The sequence below is a fragment of the Geobacter sp. AOG2 genome (genome assembly GCF_019972295.1).
Classification (GTDB): Bacteria; Desulfobacterota; Desulfuromonadia; order Geobacterales; family Pseudopelobacteraceae; genus Oryzomonas.
Genome location: NZ_BLJA01000001.1, coordinates 2,158,474 through 2,176,312, shown reverse-complemented (window position 1 = coordinate 2,176,312; position 17,839 = coordinate 2,158,474). Strand labels below are relative to the sequence as shown.

The 17,839-nt window shown below is 57.2% G+C and carries 18 protein-coding genes; 17 read left to right on the top strand and 1 reads right to left on the bottom strand.

What is annotated here, in order from left to right; translation table 11 throughout:
* The first annotated feature begins 5 nt into the window (after positions 1–5).
* The 11 genes from LDN12_RS09800 (at position 6) to LDN12_RS09750 (ending at position 12,201) form a co-directional block, all read left to right on the top strand.
* Positions 6–890, top strand: a complete 885-nt coding sequence (locus tag LDN12_RS09800; protein ID WP_223922494.1) for an ATP-binding protein — start codon at positions 6–8, stop codon at positions 888–890.
* 183 nt (positions 891–1,073) lie between these two features.
* Positions 1,074–1,916 (top strand): HDOD domain-containing protein, encoded by an 843-nt coding sequence (locus LDN12_RS09795; RefSeq protein ID WP_223922493.1) that lies wholly within the window; start codon positions 1,074–1,076, stop codon positions 1,914–1,916.
* A 52-nt stretch (positions 1,917–1,968) separates the two neighbouring features.
* Positions 1,969–2,835, top strand: coding sequence for a decaprenyl-phosphate phosphoribosyltransferase (locus LDN12_RS09790; RefSeq protein ID WP_223922492.1), 867 nt, complete (start codon positions 1,969–1,971; stop codon positions 2,833–2,835).
* The gene (locus LDN12_RS09785; protein ID WP_223922491.1) at positions 2,832–3,734 is read left to right on the top strand and encodes a glycosyltransferase family 2 protein; all 903 of its coding nucleotides are present in this window, start codon (positions 2,832–2,834) and stop codon (positions 3,732–3,734) included. Before LDN12_RS09790 ends, LDN12_RS09785 begins: the two co-directional genes overlap by 4 nt.
* Before the next feature lie 4 nt (positions 3,735–3,738).
* Positions 3,739–4,563, top strand: a complete 825-nt coding sequence (locus tag LDN12_RS09780) for an ABC transporter permease (RefSeq protein WP_223922490.1) — start codon at positions 3,739–3,741, stop codon at positions 4,561–4,563.
* A gap of 4 nt (positions 4,564–4,567) precedes the next feature.
* A complete protein-coding gene (locus tag LDN12_RS09775; RefSeq protein WP_223922489.1) occupies positions 4,568–5,824 on the top strand; it encodes an ABC transporter ATP-binding protein in 1,257 nt (418 codons plus the stop codon).
* On the top strand, positions 5,814–6,971 hold the full coding sequence (locus LDN12_RS09770) for a glycosyltransferase family 4 protein (protein ID WP_223922488.1): 1,158 nt from the start codon (positions 5,814–5,816) through the stop codon (positions 6,969–6,971). The genes LDN12_RS09775 and LDN12_RS09770 overlap by 11 nt, the downstream gene beginning before the upstream one ends.
* 47 nt (positions 6,972–7,018) lie before the next feature.
* A complete protein-coding gene (locus LDN12_RS09765; RefSeq protein WP_223922487.1) occupies positions 7,019–8,644 on the top strand; it encodes a glycosyltransferase family 9 protein in 1,626 nt (541 codons plus the stop codon).
* Between the two features lie 47 nt (positions 8,645–8,691).
* Positions 8,692–9,645, top strand: a complete 954-nt coding sequence (locus tag LDN12_RS09760) for a glycosyltransferase family 2 protein (RefSeq protein ID WP_223922486.1) — start codon at positions 8,692–8,694, stop codon at positions 9,643–9,645.
* 70 nt (positions 9,646–9,715) lie between these two features.
* Positions 9,716–11,071 (top strand): NAD(P)/FAD-dependent oxidoreductase, encoded by a 1,356-nt coding sequence (locus tag LDN12_RS09755; RefSeq protein WP_223922485.1) that lies wholly within the window; start codon positions 9,716–9,718, stop codon positions 11,069–11,071.
* Positions 11,068–12,201, top strand: coding sequence for a glycosyltransferase family 9 protein (locus LDN12_RS09750; protein ID WP_223922484.1), 1,134 nt, complete (start codon positions 11,068–11,070; stop codon positions 12,199–12,201). The genes LDN12_RS09755 and LDN12_RS09750 overlap by 4 nt, the downstream gene beginning before the upstream one ends.
* 22 nt (positions 12,202–12,223) lie before the next feature.
* On the opposite strand, the gene LDN12_RS09745 is transcribed toward LDN12_RS09750, so the two are convergent.
* Positions 12,224–12,406 (bottom strand): hypothetical protein, encoded by a 183-nt coding sequence (locus LDN12_RS09745; protein ID WP_223922483.1) that lies wholly within the window; start codon positions 12,404–12,406, stop codon positions 12,224–12,226.
* A 183-nt stretch (positions 12,407–12,589) separates the two neighbouring features.
* On the opposite strand from LDN12_RS09745, the gene rfbB reads away from it, so the two are divergent.
* The 6 genes from rfbB (at position 12,590) to LDN12_RS09715 (ending at position 17,785) form a co-directional block, all read left to right on the top strand.
* A complete protein-coding gene (gene rfbB / locus LDN12_RS09740; protein ID WP_223922482.1) occupies positions 12,590–13,660 on the top strand; it encodes a dTDP-glucose 4,6-dehydratase in 1,071 nt (356 codons plus the stop codon).
* On the top strand, positions 13,657–14,484 hold the full coding sequence (gene rfbD, locus LDN12_RS09735; RefSeq protein WP_223922481.1) for a dTDP-4-dehydrorhamnose reductase: 828 nt from the start codon (positions 13,657–13,659) through the stop codon (positions 14,482–14,484). Before rfbB ends, rfbD begins: the two co-directional genes overlap by 4 nt.
* Before the next feature lie 152 nt (positions 14,485–14,636).
* A complete protein-coding gene (locus LDN12_RS09730) occupies positions 14,637–14,996 on the top strand; it encodes a cupin domain-containing protein (RefSeq protein ID WP_223922480.1) in 360 nt (119 codons plus the stop codon).
* A 19-nt stretch (positions 14,997–15,015) separates the two neighbouring features.
* Entirely contained in the window at positions 15,016–15,528 is a 513-nt protein-coding gene (locus LDN12_RS09725) for a hypothetical protein (protein ID WP_223922479.1), read from the top strand.
* A gap of 13 nt (positions 15,529–15,541) precedes the next feature.
* Complete coding sequence (locus LDN12_RS09720) at positions 15,542–16,618, top strand: mannose-1-phosphate guanylyltransferase (protein WP_223922478.1); 1,077 nt, start codon at positions 15,542–15,544, stop codon at positions 16,616–16,618.
* 9 nt (positions 16,619–16,627) lie between these two features.
* A complete protein-coding gene (locus tag LDN12_RS09715) occupies positions 16,628–17,785 on the top strand; it encodes an ATP-binding protein (RefSeq protein ID WP_223922477.1) in 1,158 nt (385 codons plus the stop codon).
* The last annotated feature ends 54 nt before the right edge of the window (positions 17,786–17,839 follow it).

The window sequence follows — 17,839 nt, the reverse complement described above, 5'->3', positions numbered from 1 at the left end:
AAATTATGAAAGACACTACGGATAGATTCGAGGCATTGCTGGAAAGGGTGGAACGGCTTGTGGAAGGGATGATGCCCGCTGCGCCGGTCCCCCCCGATTTTGGACAATTTCTGGCGTTTCGCTGGGAGCGTGTCGGAGAGCGGGGCCGGCTGGCGCCGGTGGCGCGTCCCCACCTCTACGATCTGGACGACCTGGTGGGCATCGACGACATCAAGGAAGACGTTGTCCGCAACACGACCCAGTTCGTCCAGGGGTTGCCGGCCAACAACGTGCTTCTGTGGGGCGAGCGGGGGTGCGGCAAATCGTCCCTGGTCAAGGGGCTCCTGAAACCGTTCGCCTCCCGCGGGTTGCGGATCGTCGAGCTGAAGCGCTGGGACATCATGTCCCTGCCCCACATAACCTCCCTGTTGCGGGATGCGCCCTACCGGTTCATCCTGTTCTGCGACGATCTCTCCTTCGACGAGGGGGAGGGGGATTTCCGCGCCCTCAAGACCCTGCTGGACGGCGATATCGAGGAGCGCCCCGGCAATGTGCTGATCTATGCCACCTCGAACCGCCGCCACCTCATGCCGGAACGGATGGAGGACAACACCGGCGAGCTGGAGATCCATCCCGAGGAGGCCGTGGGCGAAAAGCTGGCATTGTCCGACCGGTTCGGCCTCTCCTTCGGTTTCTACAGCCTCGACCAGGATGAGTATCTCGACGTGGTCCGCTATTATGCGGCCCACCGGGGGCTCCCGATCAAGGATGCGGAGTTGTGCGCCCTGGCGTTGAAGTGGTCGCTGTATTCCGCCCGCCGCAGCGGACGTTCGGCCCGCCAGTTCGTGGACGACCTGGAGGGGCGCCTGGGTCTGTCGAAGAAAGGGAAGCGGGCGAAAACCTCCGCCTGACCGGCCCCGGCGACGGGGCAACCCTTGGAAAGTAGTAGCGTTAAAAGGTTTTATGGTGTATTTGTTAACGTTGTCGCACCTCGCACCTGCCGCGTCCGATAACCCGCCCGCCGCCGCATCCGGTTCGGGTTTGCCGGGCGTCACGTGCTGTCAACCTCCCGTCCGTGAAGGAGATGCTTGTTTATGACCACCGTCGTCATACCGGAAACCGTCAGGAAGTTGCTCGCCTCGCAGCCCATCGAGCTGCCGATCTTTCATCCCGTTGCCCTCAAACTCCAGCGGATGCTTTCCGATTACGACTTTACGGTGGACGAAGTGGCCCAGGTGGCGATCGAGGACCAGTCTTTGGCGACCCAGATGCTGAAGATGGCCAACTCGCCCATGTACATGGGGCGCACCAAGGTCGCCACCATCAAGGAAGCGGTCATCCGCCTGGGGGCGCAGCAGGTCATCAACCTCGCCATCGCCGCGTCCCAGGCCGCCACGCATTCCTCGCACAATGAAGCGCTTAACCGTTACATGAAGCAGCTTTGGCTCCATAGCCACGGATCGGCCCTGGGCGCGCGCTGGCTCGCCCATGCCTGCGGCATGCGCGGGGTCGCGGACGAAACCTACCTGGCGGCGCTGCTGCACGATGTGGGCAAGCTTTACCTGTTGAAAGCCATCGAGCGCCTGGTGGATGCCGGCGTGATCAGCTCCCTGTTCGACGAAGAGCTGATCGCCGATATCTTCGAGGCCATGCACGTGGAACAGGGCTACCGCCTGATGGTGCACTGGAACTTCCCGGCCATGTACTGCGATGTGGTCCGGGACCACCATATCGAACAGTGGGATGTGGTCAACAAGATGCTGACCATCGTTCGCTTCGTCAACCTGGCCTGCCGCCGGATCGGCCTCGGCCTGAAACACGAACCCGAATTGGCGCTGATCGAGACCAAAGAGGCCGAGGTCCTGGATCTCACCGATTTCCAGATTGCGGAACTGGAAGCGCTGCTGGAAGAATCCCGGGAAGTCGGGTTTGCCTGACCCGCGCCCGACGGGATGTTGCCCGTCCGTCCCTGAAACGGTGCCGCACGCCATGCCCTTATCGACCACCCTTCGCTGTTACCTGACGCTTCTTCGGCCGACGCAATGGCTGAAAAACCTGATGATCTTCTTTCCCCCCTTCCTGGGGGGAACGCTCTTCACGGCCGTTGTCCGTCCCGCCGCGCTGCTCCCGTTCGTCTCCTTCTGCCTGGCGTCGAGCGCCACCTACGTCCTCAACGACCTGCTGGACCGGGAAAACGATCGCAACCACCCGGAAAAGAGGTTGCGGCCGCTGCCCTCCGGCCGGATATCGGCCGTCTCCGCCGGTATGCTGGCCCTGGCGCTGGCCCTGGCCGCCGTGGGCCTCGCCTGGAGCGTATCCCTGCCGTTTCTGCTCTTCCTGGCGATCTACGGCCTTGTCTCCTGCGCCTACTCCATCAGGTTGAAGGAGTACGCCCTGGTGGACATCTTCTGCATATCGGCCGGATTTCTGTTGCGGCTGGAAGCCGGGGGGGCCGCTTTCGGGGTGACGATCTCGGAATGGCTGTTCCTCAGCGTATTCCTTTTGGCGATCTTCCTCAGCACCGGCAAGCGCCTAAGCGAGAAGAACCGCCTGGGGGCGTCCGCCGCCGATCACCGCAAGGCGCTGGCCACCTATCCCGAAGGCTTTCTGGACGGAACCATGTACCTGACCGGCTCAGCCGTGCTGGTGACCTACACCCTCTACGTGATCACGCGCCACTCGCCGATTCTCATCTATTCCGTGCCGCTCTGCTGCTTCGGGCTCCTTCGCTACATCCTCCGGGTCCAGTCCGGGAAGGGGGGCGACCCGACCGAATCCCTGACCAGGGACCTGCCGCTGTTCATGGTGGGGCTCGCCTGGATGCTGATGGTGGGGTGGGGGATCTACGCCCCATGAGACGCGCCCTGCTGGGATGGCTTTACAAGGCGTTCCCGTTCGACCTGCGGGGGGATTGTTCCGTGCCCCAGGCGCGGGACGGTATCCGCATCTCCTGCGTCATCAACTTTTACGGCCGGCTCGACCTGCTGTCCGGCATTCTTAACTCCCTTGCCCAGCAGCGCTATGACCGGGACCGTTTCGAGGTGGTCCTCGTCGAGGACCGGAACGGCACGGACGGCGGCAGGCGGCTTGCGGAACATTTTTCGGACCGGCTGCGGATCGTCTATCTCCCCCTCGATGCGAATTTCGGTAAAATGGGCTATTCGAGGAACTTCGGCCTGTCCCGGACCAAGGGCGAGATCGTGCTGTTCCTGGACGACGACACCATCATATTGCAGCGGGATTTCCTCGCGATCCTCGACGACCGGTTCGGGCGGGATGCCGGCCCGGATGCCGTGGTGCCCCACGGCCATGCCAGCTTCAACCTGATCCGGGGCCGCTACGGCTTCCATGATCCCTATTTCATGACCAGCCGCTGTACCGCCTATCGCCGGGAGGTCCTTGAGGAGTTGGGCGGATTCATGTCCCACTTCGTGGGGCAGGAGGACGTGGAATTCGTCGTCAGGTTTCTGATGGCCGGCAAGCGCTCGGAGAACGTCCCGGAACTGAACTATTTTCATCCGCCGCTCCTGGTCCCCAATTTTCGCAAGCCACGGTCCGTGGGACACTCGTTCTATGGCTTGCGCTCGAAATACCCCTTGCCGATCTGGCTGATAATCATCCTCAACTGCTCCCGGCACGCACCCTTGTACCTGCTTCCCGTCAGGCGATGCCGGGAGATGGGGCGCTTCGGCATCGGCTTTTTTGCCGGGGTGTTTGTTTCCCTTTTCAAAAAGGAAGGCTTTCAGTACAATTGAGACGATGGAACAGCCGGAAATCATCATAAAGCCCGGTATGGGCGCGCTCCACTACTGGCGCGATATCTGGCGCTACCGGGAGCTTTTCTTCTTTCTGGCGTGGCGGGATATTCTGGTGCGCTACAAGCAGACCGCCATCGGTATCGCCTGGAGCGTGTTGCGCCCGCTGTTGACCATGGTGGTCTTCACCATCGTCTTCGGCAAGCTGGCCAAACTTCCCTCCAACGGCGTCCCTTATCCGATCATGGTCTACGCGGCCATGCTGCCGTGGCAGTTCTTCGCCAACTCGCTCACCGAGAGCAGCAATTCACTGATCGACAACTCGAACCTGCTCACCAAGGTCTACTTCCCCCGCCTGATCGTCCCGGCCGGCTCGGTCATCGTCAGCATGGTGGATTTCCTCATCTCCGCCGTCATCCTCGTCGGGCTGATGGTCTGGTACCGTTTCGTCCCCGACATGAGAATCCTCTTTTTGCCCGCCTTCTTCATGATGGCGTTCATGGCCTCTTTCGGCGCCGGGTTGTGGCTCTCGGCGCTCAACGTGCAATATCGCGACTTCCGCTACGTGGTGCCGTTTCTGGTGCAGTTCGGGCTCTACATCTCGCCGGTCGGCTTTTCCAGCGCCATCGTGCCGGAGCAGTGGCGCTTCCTGTACTTTCTCAACCCCATGGTCGGCGTTATCGACGGTTTTCGCTGGGCGCTCCTGGGGGACGCCTTCCCGGTCAACTGGCCCGGCTTTGCTCTCTCCTTTGTCCTCGTCGTCCTGATCCTTGCCGGCGGAGTTTTCTACTTCCGCCGCATGGAACGCAGCTTTGCGGACGTGGTGTAACCGCATGTCCACGGTCATTACGGTCGAAAATCTCGGCAAGAAATACCTCCTGCGGCACCAGTCCGGCCAACAGCCGTATGTGGCCTTGCGCGACGTGCTGAGCGACGGCGTGAAAACTCTCGGCCGCAGGCTGCTGGGGCGGGGCGGGGCAACGACGCGCAGTGCGGAGCGGGAAGAGTTCTGGGCGCTGAAGGATGTGTCCTTCGAGGTCAAGCAGGGGGACCGCATCGGCATCATCGGCCGTAACGGCGCCGGCAAATCGACGCTGCTCAAGATTCTCAGCCGCATCACCGAACCGACCACCGGCAGCGTCCGCATCAAGGGAAGGGTGGCCAGCCTGCTGGAGGTGGGGACCGGTTTTCATCCCGAGCTGACCGGCCGGGAGAACATCTACCTCAACGGCGCCATCCTGGGGATGGGGCGGGCGGAGATCAGGAAAAAGTTCGACGAGATCGTCGACTTTGCCGAGATCGAGAAGTTTCTCGATACACCGGTTAAGCGCTATTCCTCGGGGATGTACGTAAGGCTGGCCTTTGCCGTGGCGGCCCATCTGGAGCCGGAGATTCTTGTCGTCGATGAGGTCCTGGCGGTCGGGGATGTTCTGTTTCAGGCAAAATGTCTCGGGAAAATGGAGGAGGTCTCATCTAAAGAAGGAAGGACAGTGTTGTTCGTGAGCCACAATCTTGGTGCAATCAAGGCAATGTGTAGTAGTTGCCTCTGTATGCATGCTGGGGCCATAGCTGGATCAAGCACCGACTTCGAAGCGCTTTTTGCTAAATATCTGGACCTACAAAAGCAGCAACAGCTTAGCCCCTCGGCAAAGATAAACAGATTCAAGTCTGTCTCTATTGAGGGTGGAGACGTCGGCGTGCTGAGCCAACGCGACAACGTGCACCTGTCGATAGTCGTTGAAATAGGTTTCAATAAAAACATAAACTGTGGCATCACCATCTACAATTCCATCGGTATCCCTTTGCTGTCATCGTGCATTCTGGACAGCATGACACATGTAAGTCTCGGTATTAATGAATACATACTCAAGATACCGATGAAACTATTTCATTCAGGCCACTATCGGGTCGAAGGAGCCATTTGGGGGAACTCCACCTGTTTCGACCAGAACGAGTGTTTGTGTGCCTTTGACGTGTTGCGGGATGATTCGCTACTTGAAATAAATGGTGAAGGTTACAAGGGTTACATGAAGCTGCCTGATTCGTGGTTGGTATCGCCTAGAACGACAGGAGGCCCCGGTGAAGCTTAATTTTGTAACTCCTCCTCTGAGTGCCACCAATTTTAGCGGTGGCATTTACTGTATATTAAAATACGCGGATGGACTTGCTCGTAAAGGCCATGACGTCATAATTACGCCTGGTGTGCATAGTGCTATGCCAAAATGGATAAGATGTGACGCCTCTTTTCTGTTGAGAGAGAAGAATAGGCTGAAACTGTCAAGCATTTCTGAATTCAAACATAGTATTTTGAATATGATCGAAATAGCCAGTTTTAACTACAGGTCTCAGGAGATGAAGGCTGCCATAACAAATGATTATTTCGCGCGAATCATGCCAACAGATTCAGTGATCACCATTGCAACGGCGTGGGACACTGTGGAGCCGGTCATCAAATTCGGCAGCGGGAAGAAGGTCTATTTCATGCAACACTTCGAAACAGTATTCTTCGATGGAGAGTGCTATGAGAAAACGAAGTGTGAAATGACCTATCAATTGCCTATTGTCAAGATTGCAAACTCACAATGGCTCTACAATACGGTGAATGAGTATGCTCGTTCACATTGCCTAAAACCCGATATCTTTAAATGTTTGAATGCTGTAGATCACGAAATTTACAAGAACATGCACTTTGCCAAGGATACCGAATCCGTCAAGATTATCAGCTACGGTGGACGCTGCGCGGCTTGGAAAGGTTTCCTTGAAATGGCAAAGGCCGTGGCGCTAACTCGATCACGTCTACCTAATTACACCATCGAGTGGTTTGTTTATGGAAACGCCATACTGCCACCGGATAACCCGGTAGCCCGTTACCTGCCCCTGGGGTTTTTAAAACCTGTAGAGCTCGGTCAAGCCTACAATAAGGCGGATATTCTCCTCAGCGCGTCGTGGTATGAGAGTTTTCCCTTGTTTCCTATCGAAGCGATGGCCTGTGGTCTAGCTGTGATAACAACGCAGCCTGGTACAGAAGATTACGCTTTTCATGCTGATACCGCCCATATCGTTGAGCCTAGGAATGTAGAGTCGATTGCCGACGGCTTGTGCAAGCTGATTGTCGATATTGATTACCGGAATAACCTTTCATTAAAGGGAGAGGAGATGGCTACAAAGTTCACTTGGGAATCTTCAGTGGACACAATGGAAAAAATCTTGGGTGAGATAGCTATGAATGAATGCTGACATGAGTTGTATCTCGAATTACTGGATAGCGATAAGGATTCTTAGAGGTGTGTAATTCACCGAGTGCCATTACGAACGCCATTCTGGTCGTCGCTGAATTTTCGGCTGACTTTTCGGAACATTTCCTTCCAATTGTCGATGAAATTCGAAAACAGTATGTTGGTGTAAAGGTCAATGCGATCCTACACAGGGTTAAATTGACCAACTGGGCCGACTGTTATGCCGCTTCAGAGAGTTTTCCCTTTGACAACCTTGTTATCACGGAGGGAAAGGACCAACTTTCCGCTGCTCTATCAAGTAAGAGTTCGGAAAGCGTCTTCATTTTTTTTAAGCACAATTTTGCTCCTGGCGATCTTGAACTCTATCGGGTCGTCCCGTCCGTCATCCCTTATGCTGTTTATCTCCTGAGAAATACCCTTAAGCTACGCGATTTCTTGCAATCAGGAAAGGACAACGCGGGAGAAATAAGCCGCTTATCTCGCCGCTACGCCAGACGTGAGCTTGAAATAGCGTTTAAGGTGCGCATCGTTTATATCGTAGCTTTAGTCTTTCAGACACTGCTCGGCATCCTTGTGTATTTTCGAAAAGGTTCTGACCGCCACAGGATTCTTTTCATACGTCTTGACGTGTTGGGCGATATGGTCTTAACCCTTCCAACTTTACTCGCCATACGTGAGAAATACCCCGAATCTGAAATAACGGTGCTTGCGTCCCGAAGAAGCGGCAGCATAATCGAGGAACAACATAGAGTGCAGCCAGCGAGATTTTGTGACCGACTCCAGTATTGGCAAGCGCCTTGGCACGAGCAAAAAGTTCAACTGCAAGGATTTAAGGCGTTTTTTAGGATTCTCCAACGTGTTCTTCAGTTACGTTTGGAACGCTACGACATCATCATCCAACCGGTCGAGCTTGGAACGGGAGTGTTATTCGCCACACTTCTTAAGGGAAAGGTAACTGTTGCCACCATTGCGGAAAGACTACCACTGGCGCGACTCATGGTTCACCATGTTCAGTCTGTAGTTATCCCAACATATATGATGTACCACATTGCTGATTTGCCGGCATTTATGGCTGAGGAATTAAGTTGTAAGAACGTGCGATCTTACTTGCATAAGTCACTTCTAGTTTCTAAGGCAGATAAGTTAGCCGTATTTCAGACTCTAACAGCACACAAGTGGAACCCACACTCCATCGTTGTTACTATCAATATCGGAGCCGGGAGCCCAAAGAGAAGATGGAGTCCGCACAAATACGCCGGTCTGGTCAGTGCACTGACAGAGATAAAGGATATCTTCCCCGTGATAGTCGGCGGAGAAGGTGAGCGTGAACTTGGAGAGACGATTAATGCTCTGATTGATCGGCCACTACCTAATTTGGTTGGCACGCTAAATCTAAACCAGCTAGTCTCATTATTGTCTATTTCTGACCTTGTAGTAACACCAGATACAGGTGTTATGCATATTGCGGCAGCTCTTGATAGAAAGATTGTTGCACTTTACGGAGCGGGCCTGGTATCTTTTTGCCGACCGCTATGTTCCGAGTATCTGATCGTGAAGGCAGAGTTGGGGTGCTCCGGGTGTGGAGACCTCTGTTTTGTTGATGGTGAACCCCCTTGTATATCCGCCATAACGGTTGAAATGGTCCTTGATGCAGTGCACTCTTTGCTGAAATAGAACATCCCTTGTAAGGGAATTACCATTCAGGAGCGGACTTAACTGGCATGCCACTTGTTTATATCATCATTGTAAATTGGAATGGTCTGGCTGATACCGTGGAGTGTCTCGAATCTCTTAGGTCAATAGATTACAGCAACTACAGAGTCGTGGTAGTTGATAATGCGTCATCTGATAATACTGTGGAAGTAATAAAATTGAAATATCCAGATGTCTTCTTGATTATTAATTCCGAAAATCTTGGATTCGCAAGAGCTAACAACAGAGCGATCAGCTTTGCCTTGAGTCATAAGGCTGACTTCATTTTTCTTCTCAATAACGACACTATTGTTAAACCTGATATTGTTAGTCGTCTGTTGCAGGCACACTCCGTCTTGACTAATCCAGGTCTCTTGGGATGCAAGATCTACTATTATGATGAGCCCGAAACAATTCAATATTGCGGTGGAATACTGGAGTATTTTCCCGAGTTAAAAGGATATCATGGAGAAGAAGGCTGCATTGATGATGGCGGTTACGATGACATTACGGTTACAGACTTTGTTACCGGTTGTGCAATGTTCGGAAGCCGGCAGTTGTGGGAAAACATCGAAGGCTTTGATGAAAATTTTTTTATGTATTGGGAGGATTCGGAACTAAGCTTGCGGGTACGGAATATGGGAAGCTTCAATTATGTTATACCATCCGCAATCCTCTATCATAAAGTAGGATCGTCAACAGGGCGAAGGGATCATCCTCTAAACTGGTTTTACTGGAGTAGGAATCGAATCTATTTTGCTAAAAAACATAACATTCCTTTCCCCGCTTTCAGGTTTGCTTTATGTCGCCTACGTACGGTTCTAGGGATGAAGTGGCCATTACGTTATACTGGGGCACTTTCGGAAAGTCTGGCATATCTTTACGGTGCTTTAACAATAATGGGACGAGCACCTCGTTTTCTTGAAAGATCGCACGATTCATTTCTTGAAGCCAGGGTCAGGAAGAAATTTGGCAAGACGTGATTCTGCTCGAAGCCCAATTTCCCTGAAATTATCCACCCCTCTTAAGGTATAGAAAAGGTACTGACAAAGCATGACCATCCTCATCCTGGGCGCCGGCCCCACCGGCCTGGGCGCCGCCTACCACCTCGATAAACTGGGCCACACCGACTGGCAACTCTTCGAGCGCAACGGTAATGTTGGGGGGCTATCCGCCTCTTTTCTCGACGATTCCGGTTTTACCTGGGATGTCGGCGGGCATGTCCTCTTTTCCCACTACGACTATTTCGACAAGGCCGTTGCCGCCGCGCTGGGCGACTCGTACTACGAACACCAGCGGGAGAGCTGGGTCCGCATCCTGCAAACCTGGGTGCCGTATCCCTTCCAGAACAACGTCCGCCACCTGCCGGACGAGGCGTTGCAGGCGTGCGTCGAAGGACTGCGCAATCTCTCGGGAAGCCCGGTAAATACAACCAATTTCCGCGAGTGGATGGACACGGTCTTCGGCAGCGGCATCGTTAACTACTTCATGGAGCCCTATAACCGCAAGGTGTGGGGCGTGCCGCTGGAAACCATGAGCAAGGAATGGATCGCCGAACGGGTCAGCATGGTGGACCTGGCCCGTATTGAAAAGAACATCGCCGATGGATTGGACGACCTGAGCTGGGGGCCGAACAACACCTTCAAATTCCCGAAACAGGGGGGGACCGGGGCCATCTACGAGGGGATCGCCGGGCCGCTCAGGGAGAGGATTCACCTGAATCACGAGATGCGGACGGTCGATCTGGAGGCGAAACAGGTCAGATTCGCCAACGGCAGGGTGGAATCGTATGACGTGTTGATCACCACGGTCCCGCTGGACCTGTTTGTCGGGTCGTGCAGCGCCGTGCCGGAAGCGGTTGCTTCCGCCACGGAGGGCCTGGTCCACAATGGCGGCCTGATCGTTGGACTCGGCTTTACAGGGCATCGGGAGGATACGAAGTGCTGGATGTACTTCCCGGAGAAGGACAGCCCGTTCTACCGGGTGACGAACTTTCACAATTATTCTCCCTACAATGTGCCGCTGGGCGATACGGACCATGCGTTTTCCCTCATGTGCGAGACCACCTATTCGCCGCACAAGCCGGCGTCTCCAGCGGCCATTGTGGACGAAACGGTCCAGGGGCTGGTCAACAGCGGCATGATCGAAAACAGGCAGAGGGAGGATATCGTCAGCCGTTACCTGATCGATATTCCCTATTCCTATCCGGTGCCGACGTTGGGGCGGGACAGGGCGCTCGACCTGATTCAGCCGTATCTCGAATCCCGCAACGTCTATTCCCGCGGCCGTTTCGGGGCCTGGAAATACGAGGTGGGCAACATGGATCATTCCTTCATGCAGGGCGTGGAGGTTGTGGACCGGCTCCTGCTCGGCAAGCCCGAACCGACGGTAAGCGGCGCTTCCCGATGAATATCGGTGTGATGAAATCCCTGGACGCCGTGATCGGGCGGCTGGCGGCCTCATTGATGCCCCGGCCCGGCGTGAAGGCCACGCCTGCTCCAATCACCGCCATCCTCCTCATCCGCCCCGGCGGCATCGGCGACGCCGTGCACCTGATCCCCGCCATCAGCGCCATCAAATCGGCATACCCGGACGCAGCCATCGATTGCCTCGCCGAAAAGCGCAACAGCGCCGTCTTTAGCCTCTCCCCCCATGTCCGCCAGATCTTGCATTACGACCGTCCGGCCGAACTATTCCGCGCCCTGCGCGGCAGGTACGATGTGGTCATCGACACCGAACAGTGGCACCGCCTGTCGGCCGTGGTGGCGCGCCTGATCCGCGCACCCGTGTCGATCGGCTTTGCCGCCAACGAGCGCGCTCGCCTGTTTACGCATCCCGTGGCCTATTCCCAGGACGACTATGAGATCGACAGCTTTGTAAAACTGCTTGGGCCGTTGGGTATCGAGCAGGGCGAGGTTTCGTTGCCTTTTCTCACCGTTCCCCAGGCGGCGGTGGAGCGGGCGGATGCACTCGTGGAGAAATTCACGGGGAGGGCCTTCGTGACGATCTTCCCCGGCGCCAGCATCCCGGAGCGGCGCTGGGGGGCGGATAAGTTCGGAAAAACGGCTGAACTGTTGGCTGCCGTGGGGGTTCCGGTCGTCGTGGTGGGCGGCAGGGAGGATAAAGCCCAGGGGGAGATGATCGTAGCGGGAGGAGAGGGATTGAACCTGGCGGGCCGGACCTCGTTGTCCGAAACCGCGGCGGTTATTCGGAAGAGCGCCTTATTGCTCGGCGGCGATTCCGGCGTGCTGCACATTGCCGTAGGGCTGGGGATTCCCACCGTGTCGCTGTTCGGGCCGGGGAGGGCGCGAAAATGGGCTCCCCGGGGGGATCGCCACATTGTGATCAACAAGGGCCTGCCCTGTTCGCCCTGTACGACCTTCGGCACCACGCCGCCGTGTCCCATTGCCGCCCGGTGCATGAGCGATATCACGGTCGATGAGGTCTTCAACGCCGTGACCGTCCTGTTGACCGCCACGGGGGGGCTTGCCTCCGCCTGCTGCAAGAAGGATTGGATCGTACGCGCCGATGGTCCCTAGCGCAGGCTGTTGAACAACCGTCTCAGGCCTCGATGGGGGCCGGTTCGCACAGATTCTCGGCACAGTTGGCCTCGGCTCCGCAGGTGAAACAATAGAACTTGGGGTCGGTGGTGATGCGCGCGATCTCTTCGGTTTTCCCGTTGCTTCTGAGCATGCACATGTGGCTGTGGGTGGTTCCGCCGCAGCGGCAGGTTGCTGTTGTCATGGTCTTTCCCTCCTTTCGTGAGATGTCCTTTTCCGATTTATATACCAACTTGGCCGCACGGGCAAGGGTAGAGCCCCGCCGCTTGCCCGGCAGGAGTTTTTTTATTCGCAGACCACCGGCAAATATGGTACATTTTTTCGGTTAACAGATCACTACCATGTGTCTCCGAGGAGAGCCCGCAAGATGCCATTCCAGCCGACATCCATTCTCGTGACCGGAGGTGCCGGTTTCATCGGCTCCAACTTCATCCATTCTTTCGTTGCCGCCAATCCGGGCTGCGACGTGACCAACCTTGATTGCCTGACCTATGCGGGCAATCTGAAGAACCTGACCGCGGTGGAGGGCAACCCCCGCTACCGTTTCATCAAGGGCGACATCTGCGATGCCACTCTGGTGGCGGCCGTACTGAAAGAGCGGAAGGTCGATGCGGTCGTCCATTTTGCCGCCGAATCCCATGTGGACCGTTCCATTACCGGCCCCGAGATCTTCGTGCGCACCAATGTGCTGGGAACGCAGGTCCTGCTGGAGGAGAGCCGCAAGCACTGGCAGTCCGGGGCGGTCACCGGCTTCCGCTATCTCCAGATTTCCACGGACGAGGTCTACGGCAGCCTTGGCGAAACCGGTTATTTTACCGAGCAGACGCCCCTGTCCGCCAATTCCCCCTATTCGGCCAGCAAGGCCGGTGCCGACCTCCTGGTGCGGGCCTACCACGAGACCTACGGCATGCCGACCCTCAACACCCGCTGTTCCAACAACTACGGCCCCTATCATTTCCCCGAGAAACTGATCCCGCTCATGATCCACAACATCATCAACAAAAAGCCGCTGCCGGTCTACGGCGACGGCCTGAATGTGCGCGACTGGCTGCATGTGCGCGATCACGGCGCGGCGGTGGAGACGGTCCTGAAGCAGGCCGCCCCCGGCTCGGTCTACAACATCGGCGGCAATAACGAGTGGAAGAACATCGACATCGTTCATCTGGTCTGCGACCTGCTGGACGCACGTCTGGGCCGGCCTGCCGGCGAGAACCGCAGCCTCATCACCTTTGTCAAGGACCGCCCCGGCCACGACCGGCGCTATGCCATCGACGCCTCGAAGCTGAAAAACGACCTGGGCTGGGGCCCGGCCTTTACCTTCGAGCAGGGGATTGCCGAGACCATCGACTGGTATCTGGCCAATCAGGAGTGGGTGGCCGAGGTTACCTCCGGGGCGTACCGGGAATATTACACGCAGCAATACGGGGGCAAACCATGATTCTGGTAGTCGGAGCCAACGGCATGCTGGGCCGGGACATGATGGCCCTGCTCGGCGAACGGGGGCGGGGTGTGGATATCGACGATATCGACATCACCTCGCTGGAATCCACCGAGCGCGTTCTCACGGCGGTGCGCCCGTCGGTGGTGGTCAATTGCGCCGCCTACACCGATGTGGACGGCTGCGAGAGCAATCAGGAAACCGCCATGCAGGTCAATGGCGAAGGTGTGGCCCATCTGGCCATGGCTACCCGCATGATCGGAGCGCGCCTGGTCCAGGTCAGCACCGATTATGTCTTCGACGGAGGCAAGGGGGCGCCCTATCTTGAGAACGACGCCCCCAATCCCCTCAACGTCTACGGCGAATCCAAGCTGGCGGGCGAGATGAACGCAGCCGTCAACCCCGATCACCTGATTGTCCGCACTCAATGGCTCTACGGCCTGCACGGCAAGAACTTCGTCGAGACCATGCTGCGCCTGGGCGCGGAGCGGGATGAACTCTCGGTGGTGGACGACCAGATCGGTTCCCCCACCTGGACCGTGGACCTGGCCCACGCTATTCTGGCCCTGATCGAAAAGGGGTGCCGCGGCGTCTACCATGCCGCCAACGGGGGGTATTGCTCGTGGAATGAGTTTGCCCGCGCCATTTTTCAGGAGGCGGGGATGGGGGTAAAGGTCACCGCCATGACCACCGAGCAGTTGAACCGTCCGGCGAGGCGTCCGCTCTATTCAACGCTGGACTGCGGCAAACTGTTGCGCGATTGCGGCTATGGGCCGCAGCCGTGGCGGGATGCGCTACGCTCGTATCTGAGATTGAGGAAATAACAGGCTGTTAAAAAACTCAGGTTGTTCAAAAATAGTCAGATCGTCGCACCCGCAGAAGGCCCTGCGGAGGCGTAGCAGCGCTACGCCGCACAAAAGGGCTTTCGAGGACGGAGGCGAGATGGCTGTTTTTCAACAACCTCCCAGGAGAAGATATGGAACGGGGAGAGCGCCCTTGGGGGGAATACGTCGTACTGGACGAGAACACCAGCTACAAGATCAAGCGCATCGAGGTCAAGCCGGGACAACGCTTGTCGTTGCAGAAACACCATCACCGCAGCGAGCACTGGATCATCGTGTCCGGCATTGCCAAGGTCACCTGCGGTGATGACGAGTTTCTGGTCAATGTGAATGAATCCACCTTCATCCCCATCGGGAAGACCCACCGCCTGGAAAATCCGGGGAAGATCCCCCTGGTAGTCATCGAGGTGCAGAGCGGCGAGTATCTCGGGGAAGACGATATCGTCCGTTTCGATGATGATTACAACCGGTGCAATCTCCCCGATGCCTCTTAAAGTTTTACTGTGACTAAGTATGTTCAATTATCTGAAATATAGCGCCATATTTGTATTGTTGTGCCTGCTGACGGCCTGCGCCACCACATCCACCACGGTTGTGGATGAGGAGGTCGTCACCAACAAGCAACCGATGGCTACCTATAAATCCCTGGTCATCCGCAACTTCGACTTGAGCCGCGATTTGTACACCAACGTCCCGGAAGAGCGCATGAGCGAGCGCGAGCGGAACTACGCCCGGATGCCCGACGAACTGGCCAGGCAGATAGAACGGTACGTCCTGTCCCGGCATATCTACCAGGAAGTGACCCGCGACGGCGAGATAACCGGGACGACACTGGTATTGAAGGGGAAATTTACCAGGGTGGGGCGTTTTCGCGTCTCCATCACGGCGACGCTCCACGACGGTGCGACAGGCCAGGAGGTCGCCTATTTCCGGCAGACCCTGTGGGATGTCTTCGACACCAGCGAAACCCTCAACAGCCTGGCCCGCGAGGTATCCGACTTTATAGATCGCATCCAATACAAGTGAGGAAGGGACGACCATGTATATCGTGATCCTTGCCGGCGGTTCCGGCACCCGTTTCTGGCCTTTATCCCGTGCCGCCCGTCCCAAGCAGCTCATCTCCATCACCGGGGACCGGACCATGCTCCAGCGGACGGTCGAACGGGTGCTGCCGCTCAACCCCAAGCGTATCCTGGTGATCACCAACCGGATTCAGGCCGAAGAGACGGAGCTTCAGCTCTCCGGCTACAAGGGCGTGCCCATCGACGTCATCGCCGAACCCTCGGCCCGGAACACCGCCCCGGCCATCGGGCTGGCGGCCGCCATCATTGCCGCCCACGATCCCGCAGGGATCATGGTGGTGCTGCCCGCGGACCATTTCATCAAGGACGAGGAGGGGCTCCGGGAAACCCTGGTGCGCGCCCGCCACGCGGCGCACAACGGTTACCTGGTGACGCTGGGCATCATGCCGTCCCGCCCCGAGACCGGTTACGGCTATATCGAGGCCGATCTCGAACTGCGCGGCGACGGACCGTTCCCGGTACGACGCTTTGTGGAGAAGCCGCCGTTGGAGCAGGCGGTCCGTTACCTGGAAGAGGGCAACTTTTTCTGGAACAGCGGGATGTTCATCTGGCGCTGCGACACGATCCTGGGGGAGATAGCCTTCCATGTACCCGATTTGGGGCGGGCCCTGGCGGGCATATCGTTTACCGGCGATGTCTGGGAACTCTCGGACCTTGCCGCGCAGATCGAGACGATGTACGACGCCGTTGCCGGCGTTTCCATAGATTACGCCGTCATGGAGAAATCCTCCAAGGTCCTGGTGGTGCCGGTGGAAATGGGGTGGAGCGATGTGGGAAGCTGGAGCGCCCTCCCCGAGGTGGTCGCCCCGGACGCCTCCGGCACGGTTTGCATCAACGCCGCAGGCCATGTGGCCATCGATTCGTCGGATTGCCTGATCTACGCCGACGGCAAAATGGTGGCCACGGTCGGGGTACGGGGGCTGGTGGTGGTGTCAACCCCGGATGCCCTGCTGGTGTGCGACCGGGAGCGGGCCCAGGATGTGAAAAAGGTGGTCGAGCAACTGACGGCGCGCGGGCTTACGTCCTATTTGTAGGGGGCTGGCATGGCTCAAACACAATCCGCACTCTCCATGACCCGGTTTGCCCCTGCCGAGCTGGCCTCCGGCGATGTTCTGGCGGAACAGCAGCGGGCCGTTCTCCACGAAGAGTTGGTGGACACCCTTATCCAGGCCATGCCGGGCTATGTGGTGCTGGTCAACGAACAGCGGCAGATCGTGGCCTGTAACCGTAACGCGCTTCAGCTTTCCGGGGCTGCCGACAATGGGGAACTGGTCGGCAAGCGTCTCGGCGAGGTGCTCAACTGCGCCCATGCCGAAGATTCCTCCGGCGGGTGCGGCACCAGTGAGTATTGTTCCGTATGCGGCGCCGTGCTCGCCATTCTGAAGAGCCAGGAGAGCGGCGGACAGGTTGTGCGCGAGTGCCTGGTCGCCGTGAAGGGCGACAGGGAGCTTGCCCTCGATATGCTGGCAACGGCGACGCCGATCCGTATCCACGACCGGAAATTCACCATCGTGGTACTCCAGGATATCAGCAACGAAAAACGTCGCGAGGTTCTGGAGCAGCTTTTTTTCCATGATGTCGTCAATACGGCCGGCGGCATTCATGGTCTGGCCTCCCTTATGGCGGAGCGGGAGGACGTGTCCGGGCATGCGCCTTCCGACTACGTCGGCTGGCTTGTGACGCTGTCGGGAAACCTGCTGGACGAGATCCAGGGACAACGCAATCTGCTGGCGGCGGAACGGGGAGAGTTCGTGCCCGAATGCGCCCCCGTAAGCATCCGGGAGGTATTGCTCGAAACCAGCCGGCTTTTCAACCATCACGAGAGGGCGCCCGGCAGGGAGTTGGTGCTGAAGGACGGCCCGGATTTCATCGTCACCACCGATGCGGCGATCCTGCGCCGGATCATCGGCAATATGACGCTGAATGCCCTGGAGGCCACACCGGTCGGAGGCGTGGTGACGCTTTCGGCCGATTCGGACGGATCGCGGGCAACTATCGAGGTACACAATAGCGGCGAGATTCCGTCGGAGGCGCAGTTGCAACTGTTCAAGCGCTCATTCAGCACGAAATCTGCGTTGGGCCGGGGCATCGGCACGTACAGCATGAAATTGTTCGGGGAGCGCTATCTCAAGGGCAAGGTCGATTTCAGAAGCAATCAGGACGAGGGCACGGTTTTCTCCTTTTCCCTGCCCCTGGGTTAGGGTCCTGTACGGCTCATGTGTGTGAAAAACCGGGCATGCGAACACCAGCATTTT

Bases quoted from the DNA above. Each gene is read 5' to 3' on its own strand.
- rfbD (WP_223922481.1), top strand. From the start codon at position 13,657: ATGATTCTGGTAGTCGGAGCCAACGGCATGCTGGGCCGGGACATGATG.
- LDN12_RS09755 (WP_223922485.1), top strand. From the start codon at position 9,716: ATGACCATCCTCATCCTGGGCGCCGGCCCCACCGGCCTGGGCGCCGCC.
- LDN12_RS09775 (WP_223922489.1), top strand. From the start codon at position 4,568: ATGTCCACGGTCATTACGGTCGAAAATCTCGGCAAGAAATACCTCCTG.
- LDN12_RS09715 (WP_223922477.1), top strand. From the start codon at position 16,628: ATGGCTCAAACACAATCCGCACTCTCCATGACCCGGTTTGCCCCTGCC.
- LDN12_RS09745 (WP_223922483.1), bottom strand. From the start codon at position 12,406: ATGACAACAGCAACCTGCCGCTGCGGCGGAACCACCCACAGCCACATG.
- LDN12_RS09785 (WP_223922491.1), top strand. From the start codon at position 2,832: ATGAGACGCGCCCTGCTGGGATGGCTTTACAAGGCGTTCCCGTTCGAC.
- LDN12_RS09750 (WP_223922484.1), top strand. From the start codon at position 11,068: ATGAATATCGGTGTGATGAAATCCCTGGACGCCGTGATCGGGCGGCTG.
- LDN12_RS09800 (WP_223922494.1), top strand. From the start codon at position 6: ATGAAAGACACTACGGATAGATTCGAGGCATTGCTGGAAAGGGTGGAA.
- LDN12_RS09730 (WP_223922480.1), top strand. From the start codon at position 14,637: ATGGAACGGGGAGAGCGCCCTTGGGGGGAATACGTCGTACTGGACGAG.
- LDN12_RS09780 (WP_223922490.1), top strand. From the start codon at position 3,739: ATGGAACAGCCGGAAATCATCATAAAGCCCGGTATGGGCGCGCTCCAC.
- LDN12_RS09790 (WP_223922492.1), top strand. From the start codon at position 1,969: ATGCCCTTATCGACCACCCTTCGCTGTTACCTGACGCTTCTTCGGCCG.
- LDN12_RS09725 (WP_223922479.1), top strand. From the start codon at position 15,016: ATGTTCAATTATCTGAAATATAGCGCCATATTTGTATTGTTGTGCCTG.
- rfbB (WP_223922482.1), top strand. From the start codon at position 12,590: ATGCCATTCCAGCCGACATCCATTCTCGTGACCGGAGGTGCCGGTTTC.
- LDN12_RS09760 (WP_223922486.1), top strand. From the start codon at position 8,692: ATGCCACTTGTTTATATCATCATTGTAAATTGGAATGGTCTGGCTGAT.
- LDN12_RS09795 (WP_223922493.1), top strand. From the start codon at position 1,074: ATGACCACCGTCGTCATACCGGAAACCGTCAGGAAGTTGCTCGCCTCG.
- LDN12_RS09720 (WP_223922478.1), top strand. From the start codon at position 15,542: ATGTATATCGTGATCCTTGCCGGCGGTTCCGGCACCCGTTTCTGGCCT.